Annotated in this window: 11 protein-coding genes; all 11 read right to left on the minus strand. The window is 64.6% G+C overall.

Translation table 11 applies throughout. The annotated features are described in order from the left end of the window. Nucleotides 1-33: 33 nt before the first annotated feature. The 11 genes from bamA to ACORJG_RS07540 all read right to left on the minus strand — a co-directional run bounded on the left by bamA (nucleotide 34) and on the right by ACORJG_RS07540 (nucleotide 14,431). Nucleotides 34-2,448 (minus strand): outer membrane protein assembly factor BamA, encoded by a 2,415-nt coding sequence (gene bamA, locus ACORJG_RS07490; protein ID WP_427792809.1) that lies wholly within the window; start codon nucleotides 2,446-2,448, stop codon nucleotides 34-36. Nucleotides 2,449-2,501: 53 nt separating this feature from the next. Continuing rightward, entirely contained in the window at nucleotides 2,502-3,719 is a 1,218-nt protein-coding gene (locus tag ACORJG_RS07495; protein WP_427792994.1) for a M50 family metallopeptidase, read from the minus strand. Nucleotides 3,720-3,742: 23 nt separating this feature from the next. Then, nucleotides 3,743-4,939 (minus strand): 1-deoxy-D-xylulose-5-phosphate reductoisomerase, encoded by a 1,197-nt coding sequence (dxr, locus tag ACORJG_RS07500; RefSeq protein ID WP_427792811.1) that lies wholly within the window; start codon nucleotides 4,937-4,939, stop codon nucleotides 3,743-3,745. Beyond that, nucleotides 4,936-5,754 carry a phosphatidate cytidylyltransferase gene (locus ACORJG_RS07505; RefSeq protein ID WP_427792813.1) on the minus strand — a complete coding sequence of 273 codons (819 nt, stop codon included), beginning with the start codon at nucleotides 5,752-5,754 and terminating at the stop codon, nucleotides 4,936-4,938. The genes dxr and ACORJG_RS07505 overlap by 4 nt, the downstream gene beginning before the upstream one ends. A gap of 1 nt (nucleotide 5,755) precedes the next feature. Beyond that, nucleotides 5,756-6,514, minus strand: coding sequence for a polyprenyl diphosphate synthase (gene uppS / locus ACORJG_RS07510; RefSeq protein ID WP_427792814.1), 759 nt, complete (start codon nucleotides 6,512-6,514; stop codon nucleotides 5,756-5,758). Nucleotides 6,515-6,548: 34 nt separating this feature from the next. After that, nucleotides 6,549-7,106, minus strand: a complete 558-nt coding sequence (gene frr, locus ACORJG_RS07515) for a ribosome recycling factor (RefSeq protein ID WP_427792816.1) — start codon at nucleotides 7,104-7,106, stop codon at nucleotides 6,549-6,551. Between the two features lie 42 nt (nucleotides 7,107-7,148). Beyond that, entirely contained in the window at nucleotides 7,149-7,886 is a 738-nt protein-coding gene (pyrH, locus tag ACORJG_RS07520; RefSeq protein WP_427792818.1) for a UMP kinase, read from the minus strand. Between the two features lie 137 nt (nucleotides 7,887-8,023). Next, on the minus strand, nucleotides 8,024-8,962 hold the full coding sequence (gene tsf / locus ACORJG_RS07525) for a translation elongation factor Ts (RefSeq protein ID WP_427792820.1): 939 nt from the start codon (nucleotides 8,960-8,962) through the stop codon (nucleotides 8,024-8,026). A gap of 99 nt (nucleotides 8,963-9,061) precedes the next feature. After that, on the minus strand, nucleotides 9,062-9,910 hold the full coding sequence (rpsB, locus tag ACORJG_RS07530; RefSeq protein WP_427792822.1) for a 30S ribosomal protein S2: 849 nt from the start codon (nucleotides 9,908-9,910) through the stop codon (nucleotides 9,062-9,064). Nucleotides 9,911-10,083: 173 nt separating this feature from the next. Continuing rightward, the gene (gene dnaE / locus ACORJG_RS07535; RefSeq protein ID WP_427792823.1) at nucleotides 10,084-13,539 is read right to left on the minus strand and encodes a DNA polymerase III subunit alpha; all 3,456 of its coding nucleotides are present in this window, start codon (nucleotides 13,537-13,539) and stop codon (nucleotides 10,084-10,086) included. 232 nt (nucleotides 13,540-13,771) lie between these two features. Beyond that, nucleotides 13,772-14,431: a response regulator transcription factor gene (locus tag ACORJG_RS07540; RefSeq protein ID WP_427792825.1), complete on the minus strand. Its 660-nt coding sequence runs from the start codon at nucleotides 14,429-14,431 to the stop codon at nucleotides 13,772-13,774. Nucleotides 14,432-14,453 lie beyond the last annotated feature (22 nt).

Genomic DNA, 14,453 nt, shown 5'->3' on the forward strand with positions numbered 1-14,453 from the left:
ATCTGAGCCTTGGTGGCGGCGGTCAGGCCGCGGTTAGAATTGGGTAGAAGTCGAGAAGCGGAAGGTCTCGGTCTTGTCGTAGTCTTCCTTGGACAGGACCTTCGACAGGTCGAAACGGATCGGCCCCATCGGCGAACGCCAGTGGATGCTGACGCCAGCGGCCGCACGCAGAGACAGTTTGTCGACGATATTCGGATTCCGCTGCCCTGTCGTCGCATCAATCAGATAGCGGTCATCCAGTTTGCCGATCGTGCCGAAGTCGGCGAACAGCGAGGTCTTGATGCCGTATTCGTCAGGCAGATAGTTCGGCACCGTCAGCTCAACCGTGCCGATGGCGTAGAAGTTGCCGCCCAGGGCGTCGGTCGTGGTCAGGTCACGCGCGCCCATACCGGCCGTCTCGAAGCCGCGGAAGGTGTTGCCGCCCTTGAAGAAGCGGTCGTTGATGCGGATCGGGTCGCCGTTCCAGCCGCTGACATAGCCAGTCTGGCCCTGGAGGCTGACCACCCAGTTCGGACGGATGCCATAGTACCAGGAGGCGTCCGCCTCGGTCTTGATGTAGTTCACGTCGCCGCCGATGCCAGCGAAGTCCTGACGCAGGGAGGTGGTCCAGCCGCGCGTCGGCCGCACCGGGTCGTTGAGGCGGTTCACCATCAGCGTATAGCCCGCCGATGAGTTGATGTAGGAGCCTGCCTGGTCGCACAGCGCCGATGAGCCCGCGCCCACGGCGCCGCAGTAGCCGAACGGAATGACGACTTCGTCGCTCTTCAGGAAGTAGCGGGTGCTGAACGAGGCATAGCCGTTCAGCGGATAGGTGATGCGCACCCCGCCGCCGGTCGAGCGATAGTCGTAGGACGAGTATTTGCTTAGATCATAACGCATGTGGAACAGGTCGAATCCCGCCCGCACGTCACGCCCCAGGAACTTGGGCTCGGTGAAACGGAAGTCGATCTGCTGACGCAGCGAGCCCCATTCGGCGCGCGCCACCACGTTCTGGCCCCGACCACGGAAGTTCCGCTCGGTGATGCCCAGGTTCAGCACAAAGGAGTCGACCGAGCTGAAGCCCGCGCCGACCGACAGTTCGCCGGTGGGCTGTTCTTCCACGGTGACGTTGACGACCGAACGGTCCGGCGCGCTGCCGCGCGTCTCTTCAATCTTGACGTCCTTGAAGAAGCCCAGCGCGCGCAGGTTGTTGCGCGACCGCTCGACCAGCGAGCGGTTGAAGGCGTCGCCCTCGCCCACCATCAGTTCGCGGCGGATGACGGTGTCCAGCGTGCGGGTGTTGCCCACGACGTTGATGCGGTCGATGTAGACACGCTGACCTTCACGCACATTGAAGGTGACGTTGACCGTGTCGGTCTCGGGATCGGCGCGATAGGTCGGGTTGATCTCGACGAAGGCGTAACCAGCCGAACCAGCCGCGAACGTCAGGGTGTCGACCGCCGCCTGAATACGATCGCTTTCATACAGGTCGCCCTTGCGGATCGGCAGAAGCATCTGCAGGAAATCAGCGTTCAGGCGATCATTCTCGGTGACGACCTTGATCTCGCCGAAGTTATAGCGATCGCCTTCGTTCACCGTGACCGTCACGCCGAAGGCGCTGTTGTCCGGCTTCAGTTCAGCCACCGACGACAGGATGCGGAAATCATAATAGCCGCGGTTGGTGTAGAACTTCCGCAGTTGCTCGCGGTCGTAATCCAGCCGGTTCGGATCGTAGTTGTCGTTCGAACTGAACAGACGCCACCAGGCCGACTGCTTGGTGACCATGACCTGACGCAGGTCGCTGTCGGAAAACGCCGTATTGCCCAGGAAGGTGATGGCGGCGATGCCCGTTTCCGGGCCTTCGTCGATCTCGAACACCACGTCGACGCGGTTCTGCTCCAGCTGGACCAGCTTGGGCGTCACCGTCGCCGAAATGCGGCCCGACAGACGATACAGTTCAACGATTTTGCCGACGTCTTCCTGAACCCGTGCGCGGGTGTAGATGCCGCGCGGCTTGATGGTGACTTCATCCGTCAGCTTCTTGATCGCCAGGGCCTTGTTACCCTCGAACGTCACCTGATTGATGATCGGGTTCTCGGCGATCTCGACGATCAGGTCGCCGTTGGCCTGAAGGCCGATCTGGACGTCGGCGAACAGAGCCGTGCGCGACAGGGTCCGCACCGCCACGTCGATGGTCACGGCGTCGATGGTGTCGCCCGGCTGGATCGGCAGATAGGACAGGACCGTCGTCTGGTCGATCCGCTGGTTGCCCCGCACCACGATGCGGTTGACGACCGCGCGCTCGGCTTCCGGCGCCGCCATCTGGACCTGAGGCGTCTGCGCCGCAGCCGCGTCAGCCGGAGCCGCAGCGGCAGGCGCCTGCTGCGCCAATGCGGGTTGAGCCAGACCGGCGGCGAAGGCCAGGGCCAGGGCGCTGACCCCAAAAATGCGGCCGGATGTCTGATTCATGTGGCGACTGTCGTTTTGATTCATGCGGGAAACCATCGGGGGCTGGCGTCGGCTCACGAGACGAGCCCGCCGAGGAATTTGAAGAGATTGAGCTTCTGCAGATCGTTCCAGGTCGCGAACAACATCAAACTCGCCAGCAAAGCAAGACCGACCCGGTATCCGGCTTCCTGAACCCTGGCCGCCATCGGTTGACGCGCCACGGCTTCATAAGCGTAGAACAGCAGGTGCCCTCCATCCAGAACCGGAATGGGCATGAGATTAAGAAAACCGATTCCGACCGAAAGTATGGCGGCGAAGCTGGTCAACGTCAGCAACAGATTGCGGACAATGGCCCAGGGCTCCGGATTCGCTTCCACGGCGGCGTTGGTCAGGGCGCCCGAAGCCTTGGCGATGCCCAGCGGGCCGCTGAACTGATCGCCGGATTCGCGGCCGCTGAAGATGCGCCCAATGTAAGTGAAGGTCGTGTTCAGGATGGCGCCGGTTTCACGCACGCCCTGCCCCACCGCCGCGATCGGGCCATAGCGGACATGGCGGATTTCATTGCGGTTCGACCCCAGCCCCAGCCCGATGCGGCCGACGCTGACGCGCCCGGCGATACGGTCCGTCTCGACGCGGCGTTCAGGCGTGGCCGTCAACTGCACCTGCTGCTCGCCGCGTTCGACGGTGAAGCGCACCGGATCGCCGCTGCTCAGGGCGACCACGCGGGTCACTTCGCCGCCATCGGAAATCAGCTTGCCGTTGACGTGAGTGATCAGGTCGCCCTGCTGGAAACCGGCGGCAGCGGCCGGTGATCCGGGCTGGACCTGCATCACCCGGGCAGGACGCAGTTCGACGCCTACCAGGCTGAACAGCAGGGTGAAGATGAAGATGGCCAGAATGAAGTTGGCGATCGGCCCGCCCGCCACGACCAGAGCCCGCTGCCACAAGGGCTTGAAATACAGATAGTCGCGCTCGGCGCCTGGCCCATGCTCTGCGGTCACCGCCTTGCGCATGGCCTCAAGGCCCGCGCGGTCCGGCACGCCCGTGGCGTCCAGATCGCCGGAAAACTTCACATAGCCGCCCAGCGGCAGCCAGCCCAGGCGCCACTCGACGCCCCGCCGGTCGACCCGCTGGAAAATCGCGCGGCCGAAGCCGATGGAGAAACGGTCCATCTTCACGCCGAAGGCGCGCGCTGTCAGGAAATGTCCCAACTCATGCACCGTCACCACGACCGTGAGGACGAGTAGGAACGGCACGACATACATCAGGACCTGGCCGAAAGCGCCTAGCATACCGGTCAATGTCTCCTGCGCCCTCAGGCAGCGATGGTCAGCGAGGCGATGACGTTGCTCGCGATCCTTCGCGCCTCCGCATCGACCGCAAGGGCCGCGTCGCAGGCATCGTCGGAACCGCAAGACACGCCCGCGCCCGTCGCCTTCTCAAGGGTGTCGGCGACGACTGCGGCAATATTGAGAAAGCCCAGCCGCCGGTCAAGAAAAGCCAGAGCCGCCATTTCGTTCGCCGCGTTGAAAACGATCGGCGCGGCGCCGCCCGCCGCCAGCGCCTCGCGCGCCAGACGCAGGGCTGGAAAACGATCATGGTCCGGCGCTTCAAAGGTCAACCGGCCCAGCGCCGCCAGATCAAGCCGGGGCGCGGGCCAGACGATGCGGTCCGGCCACGACAGGGCGCAGGCGATCGGCGTCCTCATATCCGGCGGCCCCATCTGGGCCAGCGTCGAACCATCCACATATTCCACAAGGCTGTGGATGATCGATTCCGGGTGGACGACCACGTCGACCCGGTCTTCCGGCATGTCGAACAGATAGGCGGCCTCGATCAGTTCCAGCCCCTTGTTGGCCATGGTGGCGCTGTCGACCGAGATCTTGGCGCCCATGCTCCAGTTGGGGTGGGCCACGGCCTGTTCAGGGGTGATGCGCGTCATGGCCGTGCGCGGCAGGGTGCGGAACGGCCCGCCCGAGGCGGTCAGCACCAGCTTTGACACCTGCTCAGGCGCATCGGCCGGAAACACCTGAAAGATCGCCGAATGTTCGGAATCGACGGGGATCAACCGCCCGCCCGCCTGACGCACCCGCTCGATCAGCGCCGGGCCGCAGCAGACAAGACTTTCCTTATTGGCCAGCGCCAGCGTCGCTCCGGTTCCCGCGGCCGCCCAGGCCGAGCGCAGACCCGCCGCCCCGACGATAGAGGCCATGATCCAGTCGGCAGGTCGCACGGCCGCCTCGACGATGGCGTCCGGCCCCGCCGCCGCCTCGACCCCGGTTCCAGCCAGCGCATCGCGCAGTTCATCCAGTCGCGCCGGATCGGCCGTCACAACGATGCGCGGGCGCCAGCGCCGCGCCTGTGCGGCCAGACGGGCGATATTGGCGCCGCCCGTCAGGGCCTCGACCTCAAACGTCGCCGAGCCTGCGGTCTGGGCCTGCTCCATCAGGTCCAGCGTCGATGAGCCGACCGACCCGGTCGAGCCCAGAATGGTGACTCGACGCGCGATCATACCGTCCGCTCCAGCATCAGGACGATCAGACGCCCGGCCGACACTACGACCACGGCGAACATCAGCCCGTCGACGCGATCCAGCAGGCCGCCATGACCAGGAATCAAGTTGCCCGCATCCTTGACCCCGAACCGTCGCTTCAGCGCCGATTCCCACAGATCGCCGCCCATGGTGGCCAGCGCCGCCGTCAGGCCCAGCACGCCGCCCCAGAAGATGTTCAGTCGGCCCATCTCCAGCCATGCGGCCATGCCCGCGCCCGCGATCATCCCGGCGGTCAGTCCGCCGATGAAGCCGGACCAGGTCTTGTTCGGCGAAAACCGCGGCCACAGCTTGGGTCCGCCGACCAGACTGCCGACGAGATAGGCCAGAATATCCGCCGACCACGCCACGGCGAACACCATGACCGTCCAGTACAGCCCCTGCACCTCGTTCAGGTCACGCAGCCAGATCAGCAGGATGCAGGGCCAGCCGAGGTAAAGCACCCCATAGGCCGTATCCAGCATCGACTCACCGCGCGTCCGCGCGAACAGACCCGCCGCCAGCGCGCCGAACACCATCAGCACCAGCGCCAGTGAAATCTGACCGACGTGGGCCGCGATGACCGCCACCACCAGCGCCAGCGCCACGCCGGTTCCGACAGAGCGCCACAGACGCGGCGCGCACATCCGCGCCCACTCAAAGGCCAATAGCACGGCGCCCAGCACCACCAGGGCGCAGAACCAGTCTCCGCCCGCCCAGGTCGCCAGCACGGCCGCCGGCGCCAGCACCAGCGCCGATGCGGCGCGCAGAGCGATGTCGCGGGGCTTCAACGCCATATCAACCTGTCGCCTCGCCGTAAGCCACTGTCATCGCTTCGCGCCCGCCATAGCGTCGCTCACGCGCGCCGAAACAGGCGATCGCCTCGGCCAGCGCCTCGGCGCCGTAGTCGGGCCACAGAATATCCTGGAACACCATCTCGGCGTAGGCCGCTTCCCATAGCAGGAAGTTGGACAGGCGCTGCTCGCCCGACGTGCGCACGATCAGATCAACCGGCGGCGCCCCGGCCGTTGACAGTCCAGCGCCCAACGCCTCTTCGTCCACGACCACATCCTCGCCCATTCGGGCGCGATCGACCAGTCGCTGCGCTGCATCGACCAGATCCGCCCGCCCGCCATAGTTGAAGGCGACCTGAAGCAGGAATTTGTCATTATGCGCCGTCTCGGCCTCACCCCGGTCGACGATGGCGGCGATGTCGTCCGGCAACCCCTTGCGGCGTCCCAAGACCTTAACCCGCACCCCGGCCGCGGCCAGACGTTTCAGGTCGCTGCCGACAAAGGCGCGAACCAGACCCATCAGGTCCGACACTTCATCGGCCGGGCGGCTCCAGTTCTCGGTCGAGAAGCCGAACACCGTCAGACACTGGACGCCCAGTTCCGGCGCCGCCTTGATGGTGCGGCGCAGGGCCTGAACGCCCTCGCGGTGGCCCACGGCGCGCGGAAGGCCCCGGCGCTGCGCCCAGCGGCCGTTGCCGTCCATGATCAGGGCGACGTGACGTGGCCCCTTTGCAGGCGCCGTGGCGACGGGCTCGGCCGACATATGGGACCTTCCTGAAACAGGACTGACGATGACGTCAGACCTGCATGATCTCGACTTCCTTGGCCTTCAAGGTCTCGTCGATGCGCTTGATGGCGGCGTCGGTGTCCTTCTGGACCTCGGCTTCCATCTTCTTCTGTTCGTCCTGGCTGATGTCGCCGGCCTTTTCAGCCTTCTTCAGCTCATCGTTGGCGTCGCGGCGCACGTTGCGCACGGCGACCTTCTTGTCCTCGGCGTACTTGCCCGCCAGTTTGGCCAGATCCTTGCGGCGCTCTTCCGTCAGCGGCGGAATGGGGATGCGCAGGGTCTGACCGTCCACGACCGGGTTCAGGCCCAGACCGGCCGAGCGAATGGCCTTCTCGACAGCGACGACCATGCTCTTGTCCCAGACGCTGACCGAAATCATGCGCGGCTCAGGCACGCTGATGGCGGCGACGGCGTTCAGCGGCGAGGTCGAGCCATAGGCCTCGACCATGACCGGCTCGACCAGTCCGGCGCTGGCGCGGCCCGTGCGCAGACCGGCATAGTCGTCCTTCAGCGCGGAAACGGACTTGTCCATCCGGTCACGGAACGTCTGGAGATCGGGTTTGGCCATGACTGTGTCCTTGATCCTGTCTTAAATCGATGAAGTGACCGCTCAGGCGGCCTTGTTGGCGATGACGGTGAAGGTGCCTTCACCCGTCAACGCCTTATGAATCGAGCCTTCCTCGCGGATCGAGAAGACGACGATCGGAATGCCGCTGTCGCGCATCAGGGCGATGGCCGAAGCGTCCATGACCCGCAGGTCCCTGGCCAGAACCTCCTGATAGGTCAGGGTCTCATAACGGGTCGCGGTCGGATCCTTCTTCGGATCGGCGGTATAGACGCCGTCGACGCTGGTGCCCTTGAGCAAGGCGTCGCAGCCCATCTCAGCCGCGCGCAGGGCGGCGCCGGAGTCCGTGGTGAAGAAGGGCGCGCCCACGCCAGCGGCGAAGATCACCACACGGCCTTTTTCAAGATGGCGCAGGGCGCGGCGGCGGATGTAGGGCTCGGCGATGGCCGCCATCGGGATGGCGCTCTGGACCCGCGTGTCGACGCCGATCTTCTCAAGCGCGCCCTGCATGGCCAGGGCGTTCATGATGGTGGCCAGCATACCCATGTAGTCGGCGTTGGCGCGGTCCATGCCTGCAGCCGCCTTGGACAGGCCGCGGAAGATGTTGCCCCCGCCGATGACCAGGCAGATCTCGACACCCTGACGCACCACGGCGGCGACAGCGGCGGCGACCACATCCACGGTCTTCATGTCGATGCCATAGGGCTGATCGCCCATCAGCACCTCGCCCGAGACCTTCAGCAGGACGCGCTTGTAACGAAACTCAGAGGGTGCGTCGGGCATGATCAGGGGTCCGGGATACAGGGGTTTGGCATCCGCGCGATATGAATCGGCGGCTCATCATAGACGAAGGGCGCGTCAGCCTTCAAAGCCGAACGCGCCCTTTTGAAATTTCTTCCCTTTCGGGAAGAGGTTTCGAGTTAGTTGCCGCCGGTCATCGAGGCGACTTCCGACGCGAAGTCGGGGGTCTCGACCTTCTCGACGCCTTCGCCCAGCGCCATGCGGACGAAGCCGGCCAGCTTCAGCTCAGAGCCCAGCTCCTTGCCGGTGTTGGCGACCAGTTGCTCGATGGTCACGTCCGGGTCCATGACGAACGGCTGCTTGGTCAGCACCACGTCCTTCTGGAACTTGGCGATCTGACCCGACACGATCTTCTCGATCATGTTTTCCGGGCGGCCTTCTTCCTTGGCCTTCTCGATCAGGACAGCGCGCTCTTTTTCAATCGCGGCCGGATCCAGGTCAGAGGTGTCCAGCGCCAGCGGAGCCGTGGCCGCCACGTGCATGGCGATCTTGCGGCCCACTTCACGCAGGGTTTCCTTGTCGCCAGCGCCTTCCAGAGCGACCAGCACGCCGATGCGGCCGACGCCCGGCGAAACGGCGTTGTGGACGTAGGTCGAAACCACGCCTTCACCAACCGACAGGCGAGCCGCGCGACGCAGCTGCATGTTTTCGCCGACAGTGGCGATCAGGTTGGTGACTTCGGCCTCAACGGTCTTGCCGTTTTCCAGGGTCGCGCCATGGATGGCGTCGACGCCGTCGTGATGCAGGCCCAGTTGAGCGAATTCCTTGGCCGCAGCCTGGAACAGGTCATTACGGGCGACGAAGTCGGTTTCAGCGTTGAACTCAATGGCCGAGGCGACTTCGCCCTTGCCGTCTTCGCGCACGGCAACGGCCACAAGGCCCTCGGCGGCGACGCGGTCGGCCTTCTTGGCGGCCTTGGACAGGCCCTTGGCGCGCAGCCAGTCGATCGCTGCTTCGATGTCGCCGTTGTTCTCAACCAGCGCCTTCTTGCAGTCCATCATGCCGACGCCCGAACGCTCGCGAAGCTCCTTCACGAGGGCGGCAGTGATCTCGGCCATGTTCTTCTCCTGAAATTCAAATGGGCGGCCGGACTGTTTAGCCCGGCCGCATGTCAAGTTGACGTCGGTCCGGCGCGCGGCGGCGCCGGAACGTCAGTCTCAGCCCTCGACCTTCTCGACTTCGGCGGCGACCAGCTCTTCAGCCACGCCTTCCGTGCCGGCCGGAGCCGCTTCAGCTTCAGCCTTGGGGGCTTCGGCTTCGCGCAGCATCGGCTCGACCGGAGCTTCCGAAGCGCCGAGATCGATGCCCTGAGCCACAGCGCCGGCGGCCAGGCCGTCCAGAACGGCGTCGGCGATCAGGTCGCAGTAGGTCTGAATGGCGCGGGCGGCGTCATCGTTGCCCGGCACCGGATAGGTGATGCCGTCCGGGTCCGAGTTGGTGTCCAGGATGGCGATGATCGGGATGTTCAGCTTGCGGGCTTCCTGAATCGCGATCGCTTCCTTGTTGGTGTCGATCACGAACATGATGTCCGGCACCGACCCCATGTCCTTGATGCCGCCCAGCGACAGTTCCAGACGGTCCTTCTCGCGCTGCAGGGTCAGCAGCTCTTTCTTGTTACGGCCTTCGCCGCCGGCGTCGACGATGGTTTCCAGCTCGCGCAGTCGCGCGATCGAACCCGAAACGGTGCGCCAGTTGGTCAGGGTGCCGCCCAGCCAGCGGTTGTTCATATAGTATTGGGCGCAGCGCGTGGCGGCTTGCGCAACCGGATCAGCGGCCTGACGCTTGGTGCCGACGAACAGCACGCGACCGCCCTTGGCGGCCACGTCGCGCACGGCGACCAGGGCCTGGTGCAGCAGCGGCATCGTCTGCGACAGGTCGATGATGTGGATGTTCGAGCGCGAGCCGAAGATGTAGCGGTCCATCTTCGGGTTCCAGCGGTGCGTCTGGTGGCCGAAGTGAGCGCCGGCTTCCAGCAGCGTACGCATCGAGAATTCAGGCAGAGCCATGATCGTGTTTTCCTTTTTCCGATCAAACCTAGCGCGGGCGGTTAAAAGGATCGGCTGATCCCTCGGAACGGTGCAGACCGGGATGTCTCCCCGGGCCGCGCCACGCCCACGTGCGAAGTGCGCCGCGCATATAGGTGAAAGCGCCGGAAAACACAAGGCGCTAGCCTAGCGCGTCACGCATCCTCCAACATCACCACGCCCGGCGCTGATTTCAGGGCCCCGCGCAGCGCAGCATCCAGCCTGTATCGACCCGGCAGCTTGATCTCCACCTCGGTGCGGCCGCCCAGCGTCGCCTGAAGCCAGACCTCGCCGCCCTTCCCCTGAGCCCGCGCCCGGTCCAGCCGCGCCTTCAGCGCCTCGGCGTCCGCAGACTGGGCCGACAGGATGACGCGCAACCCGATCTGGGCATCATCCAGCAGCACATCCATGCGGCTGGCGTCGTCGCCGAAGAAGCGCACCTCGCCGTCCGCCGCCTTGGCCCGGACCTTGACCAGGACTGATGTCCCGACCTCCAGGACTTCGCGGCAACGCCGCAACTGCTCAGGCGGAAACAGGCATTCGAACTCGCCCGTCGGATCCGAGAAGGTGACGAAGGCGAACTTCTCGCCGGTGCGGGAACTGGCGCGTTCCTGCCGACGTCGCACGACCCCAGCCATCTGGAAGGCCTCGTGACCGGCCTCAGCCAATCCTTGCGCCTCGGCCACGAAGGTCACGCGTTTCCGTTTCAGCGCAGGCGTCAGCTCCTCCAGCGGGTGGCCCGACAGATAGAAACCGACAGCGTACAACTCCTGATCCAGCTTGTCCGGCCCGGCCCACGGCTCCATGCTCTTCAGGCGAGGGCGTGCGGCCGCCGCCTGATCAGCGCCGAACAGGCTGACCTGTGACGAGGCCCGCTCCGCCGCCACGCTCTGGCAATAGGCGATCAGCACATCCGCCTGTTCGAACAGTTGGCGACGGTTGGGATGGATGCTGTCGAACGCGCCCGCGCGCGCCAGACCTTCCAGCGCCCGCTTGTTCACCGCTCTGGGATCAACTCGTTCCAGGAAATCGAAGATGTCGGCGAACGGCCCGCCCGTCTCGCGCACCTCAATGACGTGCTTCATCGCCTCAAGACCCACGTTGCGGATGGCGCCCAGAGCATAAAGCACGCTGCCCTGCCCGTCCTTCCACGACACGTCGAAGTCGGCGGATGAACGGTTGATATCCGGCGCCAGGACCGGAACCTCGAACCGGCGGCAATCCTGATAGAAGACCGCCAGCTTGTCGGTGTTCGACAGATCGAGGCTCATCGACGCCGCGAAGAACTCGACCGGATGATTAGCTTTCAGCCAGCCCGTCTGGAACGAGATCAGCGCATAGGCCGCCGCGTGCGACTTGTTGAAGCCATAGCCCGCGAACTTGGCCACCAGGTCGAAGATCGAGCCGGACTGGGCCTCCGGGACTCCCTTTTCGGACGCGCCCTTGACGAAGCGCGCACGCTGGAAATCCATCTCCTCCTTCTTCTTCTTGCCCATGGCGCGACGCAGCAGGTCGGCTTCGCCCAGGCTGTAGCCCGCCAGGATCTGGGCGATCTTCATCACCTGTTCCTGATAGATGATGACGCCATAGGTCTCGGTCAGCACCTCCTTCAGGCTGGGGTGCAGGTAATCGACCTCGGCCCGGCCGAACTTCCGGTCGATGTAGGTGTCGATCATCTCCATCGGCCCCGGCCGGTAGAGGGAGATAAGGGCGGTGATCTCCTCGATCGAGCCGCAGCGCATCTTGCGCAGGGTGTCGCGCATGCCCTGGGATTCCAGCTGGAACACCCCGACCGTCTGGCCCGAGGCCATCAGTTCATAGGTCCTGGGGTCATCCAGCGGCAGCAGGTTCCATTCCGGCGCCGCCCCACGCCGTTCCAGATAACCCTTGGCCCGATCAAGCACGGTCAGCGTCTTCAGGCCCAGGAAGTCAAACTTCACCAGCCCCGCCGGCTCGACCCACTTCATGTTGAACTGGCTGGCCGGGATAGTGGAGCGCGGGTCCTGATACAGCGGCACCAGTTCCGTCAGCGGGCGGTCGCCGATGACGATGCCCGCCGCGTGGGTCGAGGCGTTGCGATAGAGGCCTTCCAGCTCCAGCGCCGTCTCCAGCAGCGCCTTGACGGCAGGCTCGGCGTCGCGCGCCTCGCGCAGGCGCGGCTCAAGGTCGATGGCCTGAGCAAGCGTCACCGGGTTCGCAGGGTTGGCCGGCACCATCTTGGCCAGACGATCCACCTGGCCCAGCGGCATCTGCAACACCCGCCCCACGTCCCGCAGGACAGCGCGCGCCTGAAGGGTGCCGAAGGTGATGATCTGGGCGACGCGGTCCTTGCCGTAATGGTCCTGGACGTAGTCGATGACCTCTTCGCGCCGCTCCTGACAGAAGTCGATGTCGAAGTCGGGCATCGACACGCGTTCGGGGTTCAGGAAGCGCTCGAACAGCAGGCCGAACCGCAAGGGGTCCAGATCGGTGATGGTCAGTGACCAGGCCACCAGCGAGCCCGCCCCCGACCCCCGTCCCGGCCCGACCGGGATATCATGCAGCTTGGCCCATTTGATGAAGTCCGCAACGATCAGGAAGTAACCGGGGAACCCCATCTGCTGGATGATCCCGACCTCCCATTCAAGGCGATTCCAGTAGTCCTCTTCAGGCGCATAGGCCTTGTTCTTCTCAAGACGCGCCTTCAGCCCTTCGCGCGCCTGGTGGGCCAATTCGTCGGCTTCAGAACGGCCCGCGCCGGTATCAAAGCGAGGCAGGATCGGCTTGTGCGTATTGACCAGGAAAGCGCAGCGGCGCGCGATCTGAATGGTGTTGTCACAGGCTTCCGGCAGGTCCGCGAACAGCTCGCGCATCGCCTCGGCCGACTTGAACCAGTGTTCCCCAGTGACGCGGCGACGATCCTCCTGCCCCGTGAAGGCGCCGTCGGAGATGCACAGAAGAGCATCATGCGATTTCGCCTGACCGGCCTTGGCGTAATAGACGTCATTGGTCGCGACCAGCGGCACGTCGTTGGCGTAGGCCCATTCGACCAACCCGCCCTCGGCCACGGTCTCGCTGGACAGGCCGTGGCGTTGCAACTCGACATAGAAACGGTCGCCGAAAACCCGCTTCATTTCGACTAGCGCAGTCGCAGCCTCAACAGGCTTTTTCTGCACGAACAGCGGATCAACAGGACCGTCAGGACCGCCAGACAGCAGGATCAGCCCCTCAGACTTATCCACAACCAGCGCCCAGGGCACGCCCGGTTCAGCCATCTCGCCCGCGTCCAGGTAGGCGGCGGACGACAGGGCGCACAGGTTCAGCCACCCCTGCATATTCTGAGCAATCAAGACGACGGTCGGCGTCTTGGCCCAACGTTCCGCAACCTGACCGCCGATACCCAACACCGGCAGGGCGCAGGCGACGATAGGCTGAACACCCGCGTCCCTGGTCGTCTGGCTGAACTCAAGGGCGCCGAACAGATTGGCGCGATCGGCCACGGCGACCGCCGGCATTCCCGCATCCGCAGCCATCTTGCCGATCTTGCCGGCCTTGATGGCGCCCTCCAGCAGCGAATAGGCGCTGCGGACCCGCAGGTGGACAAAGCCCTGACTGTTCACCGCATCCGCCAATCGAAAACTCCGCATCGCAGCGCCGCATCAAAAGGCGCGTCGTCATCATGCAGGGAGTCGCACCTCAGTGAGGCGCGGTCATGTCACCAGAAAGGCCGCCTGCCAGACCATCCAGACGAAGCCGCCGCAGGACGCAAGCGACAGCAGTTCCCTCACCCAACGCGTCATCGGATTTATCCCCAGATCAAATGTTGCTCATTTGTTCTAAGTTTCCTCTTTGTTCTCGTCAACCTCAATTCGCGAGGAAGCCGAGACGGGTCAGGGCTGAGGCCAGAGCTGCGGAATTCGGCGACTGGGTCTTACGCAGCAGGCTTGCCCGGAAGAATTCCACTGTGCGCGGGCTGAGTTCCAGATTTTGGGCGATCTGCTTGGTGGTCAGTCCTTCGACCAACATTTCGGCCACCTGGCGCTCGCGTCTGGTGAAGGTCAGTTCCTCACGCGGGGCCGTCGCGGCCAGCGCCTGCATGCCACGCCGCAGGGCGCGGACCAGATCATCAACGGTCGCAGGTTTGGGCAGGACGTCATCGACGCCCAGCCGCATGGCGTCGACCGTCACCCGTACATCGACAAAGGCGCTGACGATGATCACAGCGTGTCGGTTCAGGGCGCAGAAGGCCGCCACAAGATCCAGCCCCTCAACGCCCGGCATCTTCAGGTCCGCGACAATACAGGTCGGATCGGCGTCCGAGGCCCACATCAGGGCGTCCAGCGGCTCATGAAAACCCACGGCGGAAAAACCCGCCTCACGCACGGCCAGAAGCGTCAGTTCCAGCAGCGCCCGATCATCATCGATAATGGCGATTTCAGTGATGGGGCGCCCAGTTCTGTTCGCATTCTGATCATTTCGTTCGCCGACTGCGCCACCAAGCATCATACAGTTGAAAATACGCAAGCTTTCGCGCGTGAAAACCCCG

Source organism: Brevundimonas diminuta, assembly GCF_050310045.1.
Lineage (GTDB): Bacteria > Pseudomonadota > Alphaproteobacteria > Caulobacterales > Caulobacteraceae > Brevundimonas > Brevundimonas diminuta_F.